Source organism: uncultured Winogradskyella sp., assembly GCF_947496485.1.
GTDB lineage: Bacteria > Bacteroidota > Bacteroidia > Flavobacteriales > Flavobacteriaceae > Winogradskyella.
Map to the genome: position 1 here is coordinate 244698 of NZ_CANMCZ010000004.1, position 20764 is coordinate 265461.

General features: G+C 34.0%; 10 protein-coding genes. All 10 read left to right on the forward strand.

What is annotated here, in order from left to right; translation table 11 throughout:
* Nucleotides 1-60 precede the first annotated feature (60 nt).
* The 10 genes from Q0822_RS13815 (at nucleotide 61) to Q0822_RS13860 (ending at nucleotide 20727) form a co-directional block, all read left to right on the forward strand.
* Nucleotides 61-3765, forward strand: a complete 3705-nt coding sequence (locus Q0822_RS13815; RefSeq protein ID WP_299124644.1) for an efflux RND transporter permease subunit — start codon at nucleotides 61-63, stop codon at nucleotides 3763-3765.
* Nucleotides 3765-5003: a TolC family protein gene (locus tag Q0822_RS13820; RefSeq protein WP_299124645.1), complete on the forward strand. Its 1239-nt coding sequence runs from the start codon at nucleotides 3765-3767 to the stop codon at nucleotides 5001-5003. The genes Q0822_RS13815 and Q0822_RS13820 overlap by 1 nt, the downstream gene beginning before the upstream one ends.
* Nucleotides 5003-7504: a heavy metal translocating P-type ATPase gene (locus tag Q0822_RS13825; RefSeq protein WP_299124647.1), complete on the forward strand. Its 2502-nt coding sequence runs from the start codon at nucleotides 5003-5005 to the stop codon at nucleotides 7502-7504. Before Q0822_RS13820 ends, Q0822_RS13825 begins: the two co-directional genes overlap by 1 nt.
* Nucleotides 7505-7521: 17 nt before the next feature.
* Nucleotides 7522-8004, forward strand: coding sequence for a DUF305 domain-containing protein (locus Q0822_RS13830; protein WP_299124649.1), 483 nt, complete (start codon nucleotides 7522-7524; stop codon nucleotides 8002-8004).
* The gene (locus Q0822_RS13835) at nucleotides 7994-9772 is read left to right on the forward strand and encodes an efflux RND transporter periplasmic adaptor subunit (RefSeq protein ID WP_299124652.1); all 1779 of its coding nucleotides are present in this window, start codon (nucleotides 7994-7996) and stop codon (nucleotides 9770-9772) included. The genes Q0822_RS13830 and Q0822_RS13835 overlap by 11 nt, the downstream gene beginning before the upstream one ends.
* A 32-nt stretch (nucleotides 9773-9804) precedes the next feature.
* Complete coding sequence (locus Q0822_RS13840) at nucleotides 9805-10245, forward strand: heavy-metal-associated domain-containing protein (RefSeq protein ID WP_105045945.1); 441 nt, start codon at nucleotides 9805-9807, stop codon at nucleotides 10243-10245.
* A 1239-nt stretch (nucleotides 10246-11484) separates the two neighbouring features.
* A complete protein-coding gene (locus tag Q0822_RS13845) occupies nucleotides 11485-11925 on the forward strand; it encodes a hypothetical protein (RefSeq protein ID WP_299124654.1) in 441 nt (146 codons plus the stop codon).
* Between the two features lie 125 nt (nucleotides 11926-12050).
* On the forward strand, nucleotides 12051-12692 hold the full coding sequence (locus Q0822_RS13850; protein WP_299124656.1) for a DUF6266 family protein: 642 nt from the start codon (nucleotides 12051-12053) through the stop codon (nucleotides 12690-12692).
* Nucleotides 12693-12924: 232 nt separating this feature from the next.
* On the forward strand, nucleotides 12925-13776 hold the full coding sequence (locus Q0822_RS13855; protein WP_299124658.1) for a class I SAM-dependent methyltransferase: 852 nt from the start codon (nucleotides 12925-12927) through the stop codon (nucleotides 13774-13776).
* A gap of 318 nt (nucleotides 13777-14094) precedes the next feature.
* The gene (locus Q0822_RS13860; protein ID WP_299124660.1) at nucleotides 14095-20727 is read left to right on the forward strand and encodes a polyketide synthase; all 6633 of its coding nucleotides are present in this window, start codon (nucleotides 14095-14097) and stop codon (nucleotides 20725-20727) included.
* The last annotated feature ends 37 nt before the right edge of the window (nucleotides 20728-20764 follow it).

The window sequence follows — 20764 nt, forward strand, 5'->3', positions numbered from 1 at the left end:
ATAATTTACTGTATTCGGTGTTTTTACAACACTATTGTCTAATTGTTTAAAATCAATCATATGCTAAATAAAAGCATCAAATTTTTAATAGAAAACAAACTCGTTGCAGTTTTACTACTTGTCCTTTTTATTGGATGGGGAACTGTTAATGCACCTTTTAATTGGGATACAGGATTTTTGCCAAGTAACCCTGTAGCAGTAGATGCTATTCCCGATATAGGTGAAAATCAACAAATCGTATTTACCAAGTGGGATGGTCGTTCCCCACAAGATATAGAAGACCAAATAACCTATCCATTAACCACATCATTATTGGGTATTCCTGGAGTGAAAACCATTCGTAGTTCCTCTATGTTTGGCTTTTCAAGTATCTATATCATTTTTGAAGAGAATATAGAATTTTACTGGAGTAGAAGTCGTATTCTCGAAAAACTTAATTCCTTACCAAGTGGTTTATTGCCCGAAGGTGTTAATCCTGCTTTAGGTCCTGATGCCACAGGGTTAGGACAAATATTTTGGTACACTTTAGAAGGTCGTGACGAAAAAGGAAATGTAACTGGTGGTTGGGATTTGCAAGAGTTACGCAGTATTCAGGATTACTATGTAAAATATGCTCTATCTTCTGCAAGTGGTGTTTCAGAGGTTGCTTCTATTGGTGGCTATGTTCAGGAGTATCAAGTGGACGTGAATCCAGAACTAATGCGTCAATATAATATAGGATTGCATCACGTTGTAAAAGCGGTTAAGGAAAGTAATAAGGATATTGGTGCACAGACTTTGGAAATTAATCAAGCAGAATATTTAGTTCGTGGTTTGGGTTATGTTAAATCCATTTCAGACATTGAAAATGCAGTAGTCACTTCAGAAGATTATACTTCAATTAGAATAAAGGATATAGGTAAAGTTTCATTAGGTCCTGCAACAAGACGTGGATTATTAGATAAGGAAGGTGCTGAAGTTGTTGGTGCTGTAGTTGTGGCTCGTTATGGTGCTAACCCAATGGAAGTCATCAATAATGTGAAAGAGAAGATTAATGAATTAAGTGCAGGATTACCTTCAAAAGTATTGGCGGATGGTAGAACTTCCCAAGTAACAATAGTCCCATTTTATGACAGAACAGAACTGATACAAGAAACTTTAGGGACTCTAAATGAAGCATTGACTTTAGAAATCTTAATTACCATTCTTGTCATTATTATTATGGTGTTTAATCTTCGAGCTTCTGTCTTGATTTCAGGATTATTACCAGTTGCAGTCTTAATGGTATTTATTGCGATGAAACTCTTTGGCGTCGATGCTAATATTGTCGCATTATCTGGTATTGCAATTGCTATCGGAACAATGGTCGATGTTGGTGTTATACTATCAGAAAATATCATTCGGCATTTAGATGAAGATGATGGAACACAATCCATTAATACAGTAGTTTACAACGCAACAGCTGAAGTTTCTGGTGCAATCGTAACCGCAGTAATGACTACAATTATAAGTTTCATTCCTGTATTTACAATGATTGGCGCTGAAGGTAAATTGTTCAGACCATTAGCATTCACAAAAACCTTTGCATTAACAGCTTCTATAATAGTAGCGTTGTTTTTAATTCCACCGTTTGCTGCATTTTTATTCAGAAAGAAAAACATCAAAAACACTTTTAAATATGTTTTAAATGGTGTTTTAATAGCATTGGGAATCGTAGCCATAGTCTATGGATATTGGTTAGGATTAATTTTAATTGCGTTTGGGATTACAGCAGGTCTTAATCTTCAAAATAAGATAACAGACAAACAAGCGAATCTTACCAATATCATTATTTCAGCATCAGCAATAGTGTTCCTATTAGCGGAATATTGGAGACCTTTAGGAGTTGATAAAAGTATCTTCTGGAACCTCATCTTTGTTGGTGTCATTTGCTTTGGTTTATTGGGTGTTTTCTCATTGTTTATCAGGTATTATACTCGAATTTTAAAGTGGTGTTTAGATAATAAATTACTATTTCTTTCAATTCCAACTGCAATTGTCATTGCTGGTTTTTTCATTATGAAAAACACAGGCAAAGAATTTATGCCATCGTTAAATGAAGGTTCTTTTTTATTGATGCCTACTTCTATGCCACATTCTGGTGTAGAAGAAAATAAGCGTGTTTTACAGCAGTTAGATATGGCAGTTGCCAGTATTCCTGAAATCGAAACTGTAGTTGGAAAAGCAGGTCGTACAGAATCTGCATTAGACCCAGCACCACTATCAATGTATGAAAATGTTATTCAGTATAAGTCAGAATATATGCTGAATGAAAACCGAGAACGTCAACGCTACAAAGTGAATAATGATGGCTTGTTTGAATTAAAAGATGGTCGATTTATCGCAAATCCAAATAATACAGAAAATGTCACCTTGAGCACAGTCGAAAGGTCTCAACTCATTCCAGACAATAATGGAGAGTTCTATCGAAATTGGAGACCTGAAATACAATCACCAGATGATATTTGGAACGAAATTGTAAAAGTGACCAAATTACCAGGCGTAACGTCTGCACCAAAGCTACAACCTATTGAAACCCGATTGGTAATGTTGCAAACAGGAATGCGAGCACCAATGGGTATTAAAATAAAAGGGCAAGATTTAAAGCAGATTGAAGCGTTTGGAATGCGATTAGAAGATATTTTAAAACAAGCTGAAGGTGTAAAAGATGAAGCTGTTTTTGCAGACCGTATTGTAGGTAAACCCTATTTGTTAATTGATATTGATAGAGAGAAAATTGCTCGTTATGGCGTAACCATTGAGGAAGTTCAAAATGTTTTGAAAGTGGCTGTTGGTGGTATGGTATTAACACAGACAGTAGAAGGTCGTGAGCGTTATGGTGTTAGAGTTCGTTACCCAAGAGAATTAAGAGCAAATCCAACCGATTTAAAACAAATCTATGTGCCTGTTGAAAAAGGAAGCCCTATTCCTTTAAGTGAATTAGCGACTATAAAATATGAACAAGGTCCACAAGTAATTAAAAGTGAAGACACTTTTTTAGTTGGCTATGTGTTATTTGATAAAATGGATGGTTTTGCAGAAGTCAATGTGGTAGAAAATGCACAAACCTTAATTCAAGAAAAGATAGATAGTGGCGAATTGGTAGTCCCAAAAGGTATCAACTACCAATTTACGGGAACGTATGAAAACCAATTAAGAGCAGAAAAAACCTTGTCGGTTGTTGTGCCTTTAGCGTTGGCAATCATTTTCTTAATTCTGTATTTCCAATTTCGTTCAGTAGGGACATCACTAATGGTATTCACAGGTATTGCAGTTGCTTTTGCTGGTGGTTTTGTAATGATATGGCTCTATGGTCAAGATTGGTTCTTAAACTTCAATGTCTTTGGTGAAAATCTGCGCGATTTATTTCAAATGCACCCCATTAATTTAAGTGTAGCGGTTTGGGTTGGGTTTATTGCACTATTTGGTATCGCAACCGATGATGGAGTTGTAATGGCAACTTATTTAACACAAACATTTGATAGAAATACACCAGAAAATAAAAAAGAAATCAGAGCATCAGTAGTAGAAGCAGGAGAAAAACGTATTAGACCTTGTTTAATGACAACTGCTACTACCATATTGGCATTATTACCAGTATTAACATCTACAGGAAGAGGTAGTGATATTATGATACCTATGGCAATACCAAGTTTTGGTGGAATGTTAATCGCTTTAATAACACTATTTGTAGTCCCTGTTTTATATAGTTGGAAAGCAGAAGTTAAACTTAAAAGAACAGTATAATGAAACATATAAAATCACACATAAAGTCAGTCATTTTTCTTTGTTTTTTAATCTTTGTTCTCAAAGGAAATGCGCAACAATTAGATGTGCTCATTAATGAAGCATTAAATAACAACCCTGAAATTCAAAAATTTGAATTGCAATACAAAAGGGTTTCAGAAAAAGTAAATGAAGTAAATACGGTTCCTAATACAGAATTTGGAGTTGGTTATTTTGTAAGTGAACCAGAAACTCGAACAGGTGCTCAACGCTTTAAGGTGTCTGCAAAACAAATGTTACCGTGGTTTGGTAATATTTCGGCAAGAGAAAATTACGTTAGTTCGTTAGCAGATGTTAAGTATGAAGATATTGTAATTGCGAAGCGAAAACTAATGTCTTCAGTTTCACAATCTTATTATAGACTATATGCTAATAAAGCAAAACAAAAGGTATTAACAGAGAATATCAATCTGTTAGAAACATATGAAACAATGGCTTTGACTTCTGTTGAGGTTGGTAAAGCATCAGCGGTTGATGTATTGCGTTTACAAATGCGTCAAAACGAAATGCAACAACTCAAAGATGTGTTGCAACAACAATTTTTAGCAGAACAAACTAACTTCAATAATCTATTGAATAGAGGTAATGATGTTACCGTGAATGTGGTAGATAGTTTAATGATACCTTCTGAAGACTTTGATATTACTTTTGAAAAATTAGTATTACATCCTGAATTACTAAAATTTGATAAACTCTATCAATCCATAGAGCAATCAGAATTATTGAATCAAAAAGAAAGCAGTCCAATGATTGGTTTTGGGTTAGATTATATCAATGTTTCCGAAAGGCCAGATATGAATTTCTCGGATAACGGTAAAGATATTGTAATGCCAATGGTTTCGGTATCTATCCCAATTTTCAATAAAAAATATAAATCGCAAACCAAACAAAATGATTTGCAACAGCAAGAAATAACAGCTCAAAAACAGGAACGTTTAAATTCTTTGGAAACGCTTTTAGATAAAGCGATTAACGAACGCATTTCTGCAAGAATAAGTTATGCTACCCAAACCAAAAACCTAAAGCAAGCTAAAGATGCAGAAGACATTTTAATCAAAAGCTACGAAACAGGAACGATTGATTTTAATGATGTTTTGGATATTCAAGAGTTGCAGCTAAAGTTTCAAATGAACCAAATAGAATCTGTGAAGACCTACTATGTGCAAAGTACAATCATTAATTATTTAACACAGCAATAATGAAACACACATATCACATACACGGAATGACTTGCAACGGTTGTCGCAGTCACGTTGAAGAAACGCTCTCTAAAATAGAAGGTGTTTCAAAAGCAACAGTCGATTTAGATAAGGCAGAAGCTACCATCGAAATGGAATCGCATATTCCCATAGAAACTTTTCAAGAAGCCTTAAAAAAGGATGGTGATAGATACAGTATTCATAAACAAGGTGAACAACATCAGCATTCAAATGATAAAAAGAAAGAGCAACCCAAAGGAAAAGGCACAGGCACATTTTATTGTCCTATGCATTGCGAAGGCGATAAAACTTATGATGCACCAGGCGATTGTCCTGTTTGCGGAATGGATTTGGTGGAAGAACAAAATCTATCAGCAACTTCAAAGGAACAATGGACGTGTCCTATGCATCCAGAAATTGTCAAAGACGAAGCAGGTTCGTGTCCTATTTGTGGGATGGATTTAGTGCCAATGGAAGCAGATAGTTCAGCAGAAGAAAAAACGTATAAGAAGCTATTAAAGAAATTTTGGATAGCATCTGTATTCACATTACCTATTTTCTTAATTGCTATGAGCGAAATGCTTAATAACAATCCATTGTATAATATAATGGAACAGAAAAATTGGAATTGGATTCAATTTGCACTATCCATTCCAGTTGTTTTTTATGCTACTTGGATGTTCTTTGAGCGTGCTTATAAAAGCATAAAAACGTGGAATCTCAATATGTTTACACTCATTGGAATCGGTGCAGGTGTGGCTTGGTTATTTAGTGTATTTGGGATGTTGTTTCCAGATGTATTTCCTGAACAATTTAAAACTGAATCAGGTGCAGTTCACGTCTATTTTGAAGCAGCAACAGTTATTCTAACGTTAGTGCTTTTAGGTCAGTTGTTAGAAGCTCGTGCGCATAGTAAAACCAATTCGGCAGTAAAAGAGTTACTAAAGTTAGCACCTAATAAAGCCATAAAAATAGTAGATGGTGAAGAAATTGAAGTCAGTATTGACGAGATAGAATTAAATGATATTCTAAAAGTGAAACCAGGAGATAAAATTCCTGTGGATGGTGTGATAACTGAAGGCGAAACAACTATTGACGAATCTATGATTACAGGAGAACCTATTCCTGTAAACAAATCTCAAGAAGATAAAGTAAGTAGCGGAACAATTAATGGTAATCAATCCTTTTTAATGAAAGCCGAAAAGGTAGGAAGTGACACGCTATTATCGCAAATCATTCATATGGTTAATGATGCCAGTAGAAGTCGCGCACCTATTCAAAATTTAGCAGATAAAGTTTCAGGTTATTTTGTGCCAGTTGTAGTTCTTATTTCTATTATCACTTTTATTATATGGTCAATTTGGGGACCAGAACCAGTTTATGTGTATGCGTTTGTAAATGCGATTGCAGTACTAATCATTGCGTGTCCGTGTGCTTTAGGTTTGGCAACGCCAATGTCAGTAATGGTTGGTGTGGGTAAAGGCGCTCAAAATGGTGTTTTAATTAAAAATGCCGAAGCTCTCGAAAAAATGGATAAGGTCAATACACTTATAGTAGATAAAACTGGCACTATTACCGAAGGAAAACCAACCGTTGAAAAAGTAGGTGCTTTTGGCAATAATTTTAATGATAATGAGGTACTACAATATATCGTGTCATTAAATACAAACAGCGAACATCCTTTGGCAGAAGCTACTGTTAAATACGGAAAGGAACAGAATACTGAAGTCATAAAATCTGAAGATTTTAGTGCAGTTACAGGAAAAGGTGTTGAAGCTATAATTAAAGGTAAAAATGTAGCGTTGGGCAATCCTAAAATGATGGAATATGCTAACGCTGATATTACTTCAAAAATGAAAGAAGAAGCCAAAATCTATCAAAAGCAAGGTAAAACGGTTTCCTATTTAGCAGTAAATAAAACAGTAGTCGGTTATGTTGTTATTGGCGATAAAATAAAAGAAACAAGTGCCAAAGCTATTAAAGAGCTTCAGGACAAAGGTATTGATGTAATCATGCTTACAGGCGATAACCACGATACTGCACAAGCAGTCGCATCAGAACTAAATCTTGCAGATTTTAAATCCAGTATGTTACCAGAAGACAAACTCAAAGAAGTAGAAAAACTACAACAAAAAGGTAAAGTCGTTGCTATGGCTGGCGATGGTATCAATGATGCACCTGCATTAGCAAAAAGCGATGTTGGTATCGCAATGGGAACAGGAACAGATGTAGCAATAGAAAGTGCTATGATAACCTTGGTAAAAGGCGATTTACACGGTATTGTAAAAGCAAGACATTTAAGTGATGCTGTTATGAAAAACATTAAGCAAAATCTGTTTTTTGCACTCATATATAACACATTAGGTGTACCTATTGCAGCAGGTGTTTTATTTCCGTTTTTCGGAATATTACTATCGCCAATGATTGCAGCTTTAGCAATGAGTTTTAGCTCGGTTTCGGTTATTGCCAATGCATTACGATTAAGAACAATTAAAATTTAATTATAAAATCAAAAAACATGGAAAATTCAAAAGAACACTCAAATAAAGGAAATTACAAAACATTTTTTTTAATGCTAGGGTTGTCGTTTATAGCAATGTACATCACAATGTATTTAAATACATATGCGGTTGACCATGTCTATTTTAGTATGACACGTTTTTATATGGTCTGTTTAGGGATTTCAACTATGGCGGTTATTATGTTATTATTTATGTTGAAAATGTATAAAAACAAAAAGAAGAACATCGCTATTCTTGTTGGAAGCCTTGTATTGTTTTTAGGTGCATTAGGTTTAGTTAGAGCGCAAAGTCCAGTTGTTGGAGATGTACTTTGGTTAAAAGGTATGATTCCGCACCATTCTATTGCCATTCTAACAAGTGAAAGAGCAGATATTCAAGACCCAGAAGTTAAGAAATTAGCAGAAGACATTATAAAAGCACAACGTAAAGAAATAGAAGAAATGAAAGCAATGATAAAACGATTAGAGAATGAAAAATAATAATACAGTCATATACGCAGGCATACTCGTAGTAGGTATGTCATTAGGTTGGTTGCTTTTTGGTGGCTTATCAAATGAAGAAACAGACCATAATCACGATGCGGTTTCAGAAACCAATCAACTATGGACGTGCTCTATGCATCCTCAAATTATGCAACCCGAATCTGGAGATTGTCCTATTTGTGGTATGGATTTAATTCCTGCGGAAAGTAGTACAGATGGTTTATTAGCAGACCAATTCAAATTGACCGAAAATGCTATGGCTTTAGCTAATATTCAAACATCTATTGTTGGTAAAGGCAATGTTGAAGGCAATACTATCAAATTATCTGGTAAAATTGCTGAAAACGAAGAAGCCAATGCAGTACAGGTAAGTTATTTCGCTGGAAGAATTGAACGTTTGAATGTGAGTTTTACAGGCGAAGAAGTTCGTAAAGGTCAACTTTTGGCAACTATTTATTCGCCAGAATTGTATGCAGCACAACAAGAACTCATTACAGCAGCATCTTTAAAAGAATCGCAACCTGCTTTGTACAAAGCGGTTCGTAATAAACTGAAATTATGGAAGCTCTCTGAAAATCAAATCAATCAGATTGAAGAAACTGGAAAAGTGAAAGAAAACTTTCCTGTTTATGCAACCTTTTCGGGTACTGTTACAGAAAAATTGGTAGAGCAAGGCGATTACATTAAACAAGGTCAACCCTTATTAAAAATTGCTAATCTCAATACGGTTTGGGGAAATTTTGATGTTTATGAAAATCAGATTGACCGCTTTAAAAAAGGACAGGAAGTGATGATAACAACCAATGCTTATCCTAATAAAGAGTTTAAAGGTAAAGTAGATTTCATTGACCCAGTTTTAAACACGAAAACAAGAACTGTAACCTTACGTGTTGTTTTAAACAATAAGGACGATGTATTTAAACCAGGAATGTTTGTAACCGCAAATATTGAAGGCAGTACAGCTAAAAATGACGAAGTATTAACAATTCCTACATCTTCTGTGTTATGGACAGGTGAACGTTCTGTGGTGTACCTTAAAACAAATCCAGACCAATCTATTTTTGAAATGCTTGAAATTAAATTAGGCAATCAAATTGGTAATGAATATGAAGTTGTAGAAGGTTTATTTGTTGGAAATGAAATAGTGACTAACGGAACATTTACAGTTGATGCAGCTGCACAATTACAAGGCAAAAAATCTATGATGAATAAAGATGGTGGTAAAGTAATGACTGGACACGAAGGTCATTTAGGTATGGATAACAATTCACCCAACAAAGAAAGTGACCACACTACTATGAATGAGCGTTTGAAAGTATCAGCGAAATTTCAAGAGCAGTTAAATAGTGTTTACAATGAGTATATCAATTTAAAAGATGCTTTAGTAAAAGAAGATTCAAAAAGTACTTCAACGAGCGCATCAACTTTACTAAACAATTTAACCAAAGTAGATATGAAATTGTTGTCAGATAATAAGGCGCATAACCATTGGATGTCATTAGAAGGCGAAATAAAATCTTCTGCAACTTCAATTTCTGAAACGTCCGATATAAAATCACAAAGAGACCATTTTAAACACTTATCATCACATCTAATCAATGCTGTACAACTATTTGGTGTCAATGAAAAGGTCTATGTGGAATTTTGTCCAATGGCAGATAACAACAATGGTGCATATTGGTTGAGTAAAGAAGAAAAAGTAATCAATCCATACTTTGGCGAAGCAATGCTAACCTGTGGTGAAGTAAAACAAGTAATAGAATAATAAATCAAGTAATAACAATTAAATTTTAAACAATGAAGAGAGTAATCTTAAGTATCGCTGTAATAGCAGCATTAGGTTTCACAAGTTGTAAAAACGAAACCAAAAAAGAAACAGAAACCACAACTACTGAAATGTCAAAAGATATGGCAATGACAGACCTGTCTTTTGGTGTAAGAGGAAATTGCGGAATGTGTAAAAGCACTATCGAAAAAGCAGCTAACGGTGTTGAAGGTGTTGCAAGTGCTAATTGGGATGTCGATAAAAAGAAGATTGACGTGTCTTTTGATGATACAAAAACCGATGTAATGGCAATCCATAAAGCAATCGCAGCTTCAGGTTATGATACCGAAAAAGTAGCAGGTGATGAAGAAGCATATGATGGTTTACCAGGTTGTTGTAAATACGACCACGAAATGATGATGAATCAATCTGGTGAAGAAGAAAGTGATGACCATTCAAATCACGACCATTAAACAAAAATGAAAGAGTCTTTTTCGGAAGGCTCTTTTTTTATTCCCCACAACCCAAAACCCAGTTTTTTCGTACCTCAAAATCCTCTGTCTTTTGTGTTGTTCCGCACGCCAATGCATAATTGGTTTTATGTCATAATACTTGTAGCCAACACTATAATAGCACATTTCTTTTTTTATTTAAAAGTATCCATTTTAATAAATTGGTACAATAAAAAAGACAAATGCGCAGCATTCACGAACACCTTAATTTAAAATAGAAGTGACGTGAGTAAAGAGCCATTGCCAACGCTCAAACAATTATTCCGCCACAAAACCAATCCCAAGCTATGTTACATAATAGAAGTTATAGGAGCAAAAATCCTTTCAGAGGTTGCCTACGGCGTGTTATTATATTTTCGTCGCTATAACTGCTATTATGTAAAATATCCACTCACCATCCGCACAAATCGGAACTAAAATTAAACTGTGGATATTCACGAGTACATTAATTTAAAATAAAAATGAAACGAGCTAAATATCCGCTATTCCAACGCTCACATTCGTACTTTTAAACACATTTTGAATTATAATTAAACAGTAGAAAGATTAAGTCAATTATAATATCAGTTATCTCACTCATCTGCACAAAACCATCGTTAAGTCCAAGTATTCCTTACCTCAAGTCTTTGTTTGTCTCATTTCGTTAACAAATATTAAAGACCACTTTTCCCCACCACCCAAGAAATAGGATATAAAAAAATAGGTTTACAATATTTTGTAGTACGCCATAGCACATTACTTTTTATCGTGCCTCAAAAAAGCAATAAGCTATTGTCTAAAAGTCCTGTATAAGTAGCTTGTTTAAATGCTGTTTTATCAAACAACTATTTAAAACGCTACCCATACAAACGCTTCATCCAAAACTCAATAAAGTACAGCAACCTATTTTTTTAAGTGTTAATTCCCCAGAAAAGTTAAAGGCTATTTAAATCCAATTTGAAATATTAAAATAAAAAAAGATGGCAAATATATGTGGCTACCTCTGCCAACCGCACAAGGCTATAAAGGTCAAGCCCTACGGGTTTTGAATAAAACTTTTTTCAATACCCTTTTTCTTTTGATTTAGACATTCAACTCAAAAAACTTTTATCCAAAAACCTTGACAGCCTTACCCACGCCACAACAACTATGGCTATCTTTTTTCTTTTCAAAAAAAATAATGGCGCGAAGCGTAGCGAAGCAATTTTAAATTGGATAGCTATGTCAACTTTTGAACTAAAAACACACCAAATCGGAAGAACCTACTCGAACCCTCATTTTTTCATTCTAAATAAAGGTCTAAACAGCGGAAAACCACTCTTAAAACCCTGTGCTAACTGTTTCGTTGTCACTACTACAACAGAAGAGGTAAAACACACACTTTTTCACTTATCTATGATGTTGCAAATAGGCGGTTTTTACGCTTACTATTTAAAAGGTAGTGTTATTCCGTTTATTTCAATAGATGATTGTAGGAACATTTTGAAAAACAGCTACAGCTCATTGTTTTATGATGCAATTCAGTTGCAAAAACATATTAATATTGTGTCAGCAATTAATAAAAAGGAAAAGGAGCTTCATAAAATCATTTCAAAAATGGCAGATTTGAAAGTATCATATATTCAAAGTTTATTTTCTAAAATGCAAAAAGAAGCAATCTAAAGCAATAAAATCCATATCAAAAGAATAGCATAAAACTTGCCATATATTTCAGCGGAAGGTACAACTTCGTGTTAAGTCCGTACCAAGTCCGAAGAAAATTATGTTTCATTTAAATTATTTATGTTATGGGTAAAATTGCTCAAGGTATTTTAGGAGGTCTTTCAGGTAAGGTTGGTAACGTTATCGGTGGAAGCTGGAAAGGAATTGATTACATTAGAATTAAACCTTCAAGTGTAGCCAATCCAAGAACTGTTGGTCAAGTAAACCAAAGAACTAAGTTTACTGCCACTTTAGAATTTTTACAGGCTGTAAAGCCTTTTATTAAGTTAGGATATAAAGGGTTAGCTGTTAAGAAAACAGAATTTAATGCTGCAATGTCGTATGTATTGAATAATGCTATTACAGGTACTGAACCTAACTTTGTTGTTGACTATCCAAACGCTTTAGTAAGTCGAGGAGGTTTATCTGGTGTGCTAAACCCAACGACTGATTTAGCAACTGCTGGAGAAGTAACGTTTGGTTGGGATGATAACTCTGCTGAAGGTAACGCAAATACTACTGACAAAGCAATGTTGATGGTTTATAATCCATCAAAAAAGGAATCTATTTCTTTACTTGATGGTGCGGACAGAACAGTAGGTTCTCAAATTGTTTCAATCCCAACAACTTATGCAGGAGATACAGTAGAGCTATTTATGGCTTTTATTACTGCTGATGGTAGTCAAGTATCTAATAGTATTTATTTAGGCTCTGGTACAGCTAATTAATGCTTGGTGTTTTTATTTAGAAACCGCTCTAATCGAGCGGTTTTTTTTATGCTATATTTGTTCAGCTATTTGTTAATAGTTGTTACTAATCTTTTCTTATTATGTATTTTTTGTATGCTATTTGTTGCCCAAATGCAATAGTATCAATGGATATAGGGTTAGTTAAATATTGTATTGGGAAGTAATTTTTCTCACCATGCGAACTATTATATATTAAGAAATCAAGAAAATAATGAGCATTAACATTAAATCAATTATTTATAAGGTACTTACTAATACTTTAGGGAGCTTATTAGTTTTTTTTCAACCGAAAAGAGCACGTAAGTTAACTGAAAGTGGTATGACATTGTCTATGAGTCGTAATTTGAGTTTCACAGAGAACTTAATGCGTAATGCGATATTGAAAAAAGTCGAAAAGAAAGAAGATTATAATACTTTAGAACAGTTTCATAATAATTATTGGAAAAATCAAGGAGATGATTTTTTTTCGGCAACAGATGATTCTTTTGAAAAAGATTTTCTTCCAAATTGTGCTTTTATTTTTGATCTTCTACAAGAACAATTAACCAACGAATCGGATACTTTTAATACACTTGTTGAAATTGGCACAGGTAATGGAAAAGTTTTGAATTATCTAAGTTCAAAGTTTCCTTCAATACAGCGATTTGTGGGTATAGATTTAAGTCTAGTTCAGATACAATTGAATACAGAGAATTTTAAAAGTAATGAGAAGCTAGAGTTTGTTGCTATAGATGGCTTTGATTGGGTAAAGGAATATGGCCATGGTAATATCATTTTTGTAACCTCAAGAGGCGTTTTAGAATATTTTACAGAACATAGATTGACAGAGTTTCTAAATAAATTAAATGGGTTAGGGAAAACAATATTTGTTGCTATTGAGCCTAATGGAATAAAGCATGATTTTAAAACTAATCCAAATTCTGAACTCTATGGCTATGAACGTTCTTTTTCGCATAACTATGCTAAGCTTTTCAAAGATGCAGGTTTTGATTTATGGCATGTTTCTCAGAAACCTTGTGTACCTGACTCATACAACCAGAGTTTTATAGGTGCTAAAAATTAATTTTAGTGTACAATTTTTTGCAAAAGAATTAATAGCTGTAGCTCTAGAATTATATAAAACCATTGTTTTCAGCTAGTTATTAAGTCTTTAGTCTGTTAAAGTTAAATAATAAGGTTTAAAGGAATATATGAGTTAATTTACCTCAATTAAACAAAAAAATATACCATATAACTAATTTATTTTTTATAATTTGAAGCATGCTCTATTTTCCCTTTATAAATGCGAATTCTGTTAATTTATAGAATATTGAGATACCTACTAACCATATTCGCCTTAACATTTATTAAATAGAAAGGCAAATATTAAGAGTTATATAAAATGCATTCAAGTGATGAGAAATTTAACAGTTTCTTAGAAATTGTTAATAATACAGCCCTAAATTACCCCAAAGATAAAACTGTTGTAGATTTATTCTTGGATCAAGTGCAACGTACCCCAAATAACATTGCAGTAGTCTTCGGTAATTCTAAACTTACGTATAAAGAATTAGACATTCGTTCTAATCAATTAGCAGATTATTTAATTAAAAATAAAAATATAGCTCCTCGTGACCTTGTTGGCTTAATGCTAGAACGGAGTGAGTGGCTTATAGTTGCTATTTTAGGAGTACTAAAAGCTGGTGCTACTTACATACCTATTGATGTGGAATACCCTGAACAAAGGAAAAATTACATTAAAGAAGATAGCGATTGTAAGATTGTTTTTGATATATCGTTATTAAACGATTTCCAAGATACAAGTGAAAACTATTCTATTAATTTGCCTCAAAATTTAAACACTAAATCTGAGGATTTAATTTATATCATATATACTTCTGGTACTACAGGAAACCCAAAGGGTGTAATGATTGAGCATAAGTCAGTAGTAAATCTTATCTATTCTCAGACAAAACGCTTTAAAGTTGATGCAACTGAAAAAATATTACAATTTTCAAGTTATTGCTTTGATGCTTCAATAGAACAAATATTCTTAGCATTATTTAATGGGGCAACATTATGTGTGATCAGTAAAGAAGAATTAAAAAATCATCTATTACCTTCATTTATAGAAAAGCACCTTATTACTCACCTCCATGCGACTCCAAGTTACTTAGGTACTTTGCCAGACCTTTCAAAATTTAAGTCACTAAAACGAATCATTGCTGGTGGTGAAACCTGTACGATTAAATTAGCTGATGATCTTAGTACTAATTGTGATTTTTACAACGAATATGGTCCTACTGAAACTACTGTAACATCTATTATACACAAATATTCAAAAGAGGACTTAAATAAAATAGCATTGCCAATCGGCATACCCATTGGAAACACAAAAGCGTATATTCTATCTGAAACATTAGAGCCATTACCTATTGGAGAAGTAGGGGAATTGTATCTTTCTGGTGATGGTTTGGCAAGAGGATATCTTAATCAAGAAGAATTAACTTCGACCAAATTTATATCTAATCCTTTTGAGTCTAATCAAAAGCTTTATAAAACAGGTGATTTTGGTAAATGGAATAAAAACGGAACGCTTGAGTTTATTGGAAGACAAGACGACCAAGTAAAAATTAGAGGCTATAGAATAGAATTAGGAGAAATTGAAACAACCCTCAATGCTTTACCAGATATAAAACAGGCAATTGTTGTCACTAATGATACAATAGTAAATGAAATTAAGTTAATAGCATATGTGCAATCTAAACATAAAGATGTAGATTCAGAATCATTTCGTGGGCAGCTTTTAGAAGTTCTTCCAGAATATATGGTGCCTTCACAGTATATAATGATTGATGAATTTCCTGCAACGTCAAATGGTAAAATTGATAAAAAGAACCTTCCTAATCCAATAAATCAAAGGCCAGATACAGCCCCAGTTTTAAGAAAATTCAGAAACGAAACAGAAAAGGGAATTGTTGCGATATGGAGAGAACAATTAGGTATATCTGAAATAGGTATAGATGATAACTTTTTTGAAATGGGTGGTACGTCACTCTTAACTCAAAAAGTAGTAGCGCTTTTAAAAGAGGAACTTGGTTTAGAAGTGCCAGTTGCTAAAATATACCAATATCCTACAATTTCTGAACTTTCTGAATTTTTGAATATTGAAAAGGATAATTCAAAGACTAAAAAGACAATAAAGAAAAAGAAGACAAAAGGAAATGGTGATGTTGCTATTATTGGTATGGCAGGACGTTTTCCAGGTGCTACTTCTATACAAGAATTATGGGAAGTACTCAGAGACGGAAAAGAAACCATTTCATTTTTTACACCAGAAGAATTAGATAAAACCATACCAGAGGGTTTAAGAAACGATCCGCTTTATGTAGGCGCTCGTGGTATAATACCTTCTGCAAAAGAATTTGATGCTAAATTTTTTGGTATCAACCCTAAACTTGCAGAAGCTATGGATCCACAGCAACGGGTGTTTTTAGAAATAGCATGGGAAGCCTTAGAACATTCAGGTTATTTACCAAAACATTATGACGGAAGAGTTGGAGTATATGCTGGTAGTGGAACAAATACGTATTATACTAATAACGTACTTCCTAATGAAGACGTTTTAAATCTAATCGGTCGTTTTCAAGCAAACACTGTTAACGACAAGGATTATATTGCGACGCGTACTGCATATCATTTAAACCTTAAAGGACCAGCTGTAAGTGTTTATTCTGCTTGTTCTACGTCACTTCTTGCTATTGCAGAAGCTGTAGAGTCTATAAGAAATGGTCAATGTGATGTCGCTTTGGCTGGTGGATCTAGTGTTACGTCTCCAATACATAGCGGTCATTTATATCAAGAAGGTTCTATGTTGAGTTCTGATGGACATTGTCGTTCATTTGATGCTGAAGCAAAAGGAACTGTATTTAGTGATGGAGCTGGAGTTATATTATTGAAAAGTCTGGAAGAAGCCATAAATGATGGAGACGTTATTCATGGTGTTATTAAAGGAATAGGAATTAATAATGATGGTGGAGATAAAGGTAGCTTTACAGCTCCAAGTATAGAAGGAGAAGCAGGTGCAATTAGCAATGCTTTGAATGATGCAGGAATTAATCCATCGAGTATCACTTATTTAGAAACACATGGAACAGCCACTCCTATGGGAGATCCGATTGAAATAGAAGGACTTAATAAAGCTTTTGGTCATCAAGATGTTAAAGGTTATTGTGCTATAGGCTCTGTTAAAAGTAACATGGGTCATCTCACAGCAGCTGCTGGTGTTGCTGGTGTTATTAAGGCTGTTTTGGCTATGAAATACCAAAAATTACCTGCTTCATTAGGCTTTGAAAATCCTAACCCAGCTATTGATTTTGAGAATAGTCCATTTTACGTAAATAATAAGTTATCAGATTGGAATCCTGATGGACCAAGACGAGCAGGAGTAAGTTCTTTTGGTGTTGGTGGAACCAACGTACATGTTGTTTTAGAAGAACATAAAAATAAGCCAATATCAGTTAGTACAGGAAGACCTCTACAATTACTGACTTGGTCAGCTAAAACAGAAGTAAGTCTAGAAGGCTATAAAGTTAAATTAGGGAATTATCTTTCATCATCCGAAGACTCTTTAGCAGATGTTGCTTATTCTTTAAGCATCACAAGAGATAGTTTTAGACATAGAAGCTTTGCAATTGCTGATGCAAAAGATACTGCTTCTAAGGATTTATTATCTGAAGAAAAAAGTACTGCAAAAAGTGACGTTTTAAAAGTTGTGCCTACCGAAATAGGATTTCTTTTTCCAGGTCAAGGGTCACAATTCTTGCAAATGGGGAAAGCACTTTATCAGCACGAAAACGTTTTTAAAGCATCAGTAGATCATTGTGCAGAATTATTATTAAAGAATCAGAATTTAGACATTATAAAAATAATATACCCAAAAACCAATACAGTTGATGCAGAAAATCAGTTAAAAGATACTAAGTATACACAGCCAGCATTGTTTGTTATTGAATATGCTTTGGCTCAGTTGTGGATGAGTTGGGGAATTAAGCCTTCTTTATTCTGTGGGCATAGTGTTGGTGAGTATGTTGCTGCACATCTTTCAGGTATTTTTACATTAGAAGATGCTCTACGTTTAATTACTTTAAGAGGACAACTCATAAGTGAGCTTCCAAGAGGTAGTATGTTGTCTGTTCGCACTAGTGCTGAGGATTTAACAGATATGCTAACAGAAAAGGTTTCTGTAGCTGCCATAAACTCAGATAATTTATGTGTCCTTTCTGGTCCGAATGAAGCCATTGAAAATTTTTCAAAACGATTAGATGAAAAGGATATTCCAAACAAACTTTTAAAGACAAGTCATGCGTTTCATTCAAGCATGATGGATCCCATTTTAGAAATATTTGAAAAAGAAGTCAGTAAAGCAACATTAAACGTACCTCGTTTACCGATTATTTCTACAGTAACTGGTACTTGGCTTACTGATGCGGAAGCAATTAATCCAGAATATTGGTCAAATCATATAAGAGCGGCTGTACGTTTTTCTGATGCAATGGATACGGCAAAATCGCTTGACGATTCTATTTTGTTAGAAGTGGGTCCAGGTAGAGCGCTATCAACGTTATCGAAACAGAAAAAAGGTAAAACATATACATCAATTTCAAGCCTATTGATTCCTAGTGAAAAGGAAGGATCTTATCATTCTATATTACCTGCTTTAGGCCAATTATGGCTAAAAGGAGTAGATGTAGACTGGAATGCTTTTTATGAGGATCAAACACGACAAAAAGTATGGTTACCATCTTATGTTTTTGATCGAAAACTGTGCTGGTTAGATCCACCTAGCCGCAATTTCACAACAGAAAATGCGGTAGTTAATAATATACCACAACCTATAGAGATAAATACCCAAATTAATACACAACCCAAAGTAATGCGATCTACTACTATCTTGGAAAAAATTTCTGAAATAATTTTGAATACCTCTGGTATAGAAATAGAGCCTTCAGAATATGATTATAGTTTTTTAGAACTTGGATTAGACTCCCTAGTTTTAACTCAAATGTCTATTACCTGTAAAAATGAATTTAATATTCCAATTACATTTCGTCAGTTAAATGATGAGTTTGGTACACCAAAACTTTTGGCAAGCTATTTAGATGAAAACCTACCAGAAGAGCAGTATAATGAACAACCAATACCTAAGTCAATAGTTGAATCTACAACAAATATAGTTGCTAATCCTTTGGTTAATGGTAATACGAGCGGACAAACTAATGGTTATACAAACGGTCATGTCAATGCTAACCAAGATGTAGCGTTAAATATCATTGCTCAACAATTACAGTTATTAGGAAAACAATTAGAGACTTTACAAGGTGGAAACAATTCAGTTGTAAATACTGTTAAAGTAAATAATAGTAAACAGGACGTTTCTTTAAACGCTTCAAAAGAAAAACAGTTGACTAATGAAGAAATTGTCGAACATAAAAAGCCTTTTGGCGCATCACCTAAGATCGATAATCAATCCTCGGATTTAAATGCAGAGCAAGAAGCATTTTTAAAAGAATTAACAGTTAGCTACAACAGTAAAACTGCAGCAAGCAAAGCTTATACACAAAAGCATCGTACACATATGTCAGATCCTAGAGTTGTATCTGGTTTTAAACCTAATACAAAGGAGCTTGTTTATCCAATTGTAATAGGTAAATCTTCTGGTAATCGCTTATGGGATTTAGATGGTAACGAATATTTAGATGCTTTGAATGGTTTTGGATCTTGTCTTTTTGGCCATCAGCCAGATTTTATTAAGGAAGCATTACATAATCAAGTAGAACTTGGTTTCGAAGTTGGTCCTCAACATCCATTAGCAGGAGAAGTATGTGAGTTGCTTTGTGAAATGACAAACAATGAACGTGCAGCATTGTGTAATACAGGTTCTGAAGCTGTTTTAGGAGCTATGCGTATAGCTAGAACTGTAACAGGACGTTCACTTATAGTAGCGTTTTCTCGTTCATATCATGGTATTAACGATGAGGTAATTGTTAGAGGTTCTCGTATTAAGAAAACTTTTCCGGCCGCACCAGGTATCATGCCAGAGGCTGTTCAGAATATGCTGATATTAGACTACGGTACCGAAGAAAGTTTACAAATCATTAGAGAGCGTGCTGATGAAATAGCTGCTGTTTTAGTAGAGCCTGTACAAAGTCGTAGACCAGAATTTCAACCAATAGAATTTCTTAAAGAAGTTAGAGCTATTACTAAAACGTCAAACTCTACACTTATTTTTGATGAAATTATTACTGGTTTTAGAATGCATTTAGGCGGTACACAATTTTTATTTGATATTAAAGCAGATATTACTACTTATGGAAAAGTAATTGGTGGTGGAATTTCTATCGGAGCTATTGCAGGAAGTAAGAAATATATGGATGCTTTAGACGGAGGATCTTGGCAGTATGGTGATGATTCAATTCCAGAAGTAGGTGTAACTTATTTTGCAGGTACATTTGTACGTCACCCACTAGCATTGGCATCTACAAAGGCATCTCTTCTTTATATGAAAGAGCAAGGTACTGCATTACAGACAAGACTAAATGCGATGACTGAAAGATTAGCTTTTGAGCTTAATTCTTCATTCAAAAACAGAAATCTGCCAATTGAAATTACCTATTATTGCTCTTTATGGCGTTTAAAGTTTTTAGAAGATATACCTTTTTCCGAACTATTATTTGTTTTAATGCGTCAAAAAGGTATCCATATTTGGGATGGTTTTCCATGTTACATGACAGTTGCCTATACAGATAATGATATAGACTTCTTGGTAAAATCATTCTTAGAAAGTATTGAAGAGCTAATTAAAGTCGGTATTTTTAAAGAAGAACTGAATAAAAATTCTAATTTCAAATTTTCCGATGAGTTAAATACACCACCTGCATATGGAGCACGCCTTGGACTTGATGAATCTGGTGATCCTGCATGGTTTATTGAAGATGAAAAGAATGGTAATAAATACAAAAGGATAGAACTTTAAGACTTAAATATTCGACTATTAATATAACTTGATATTG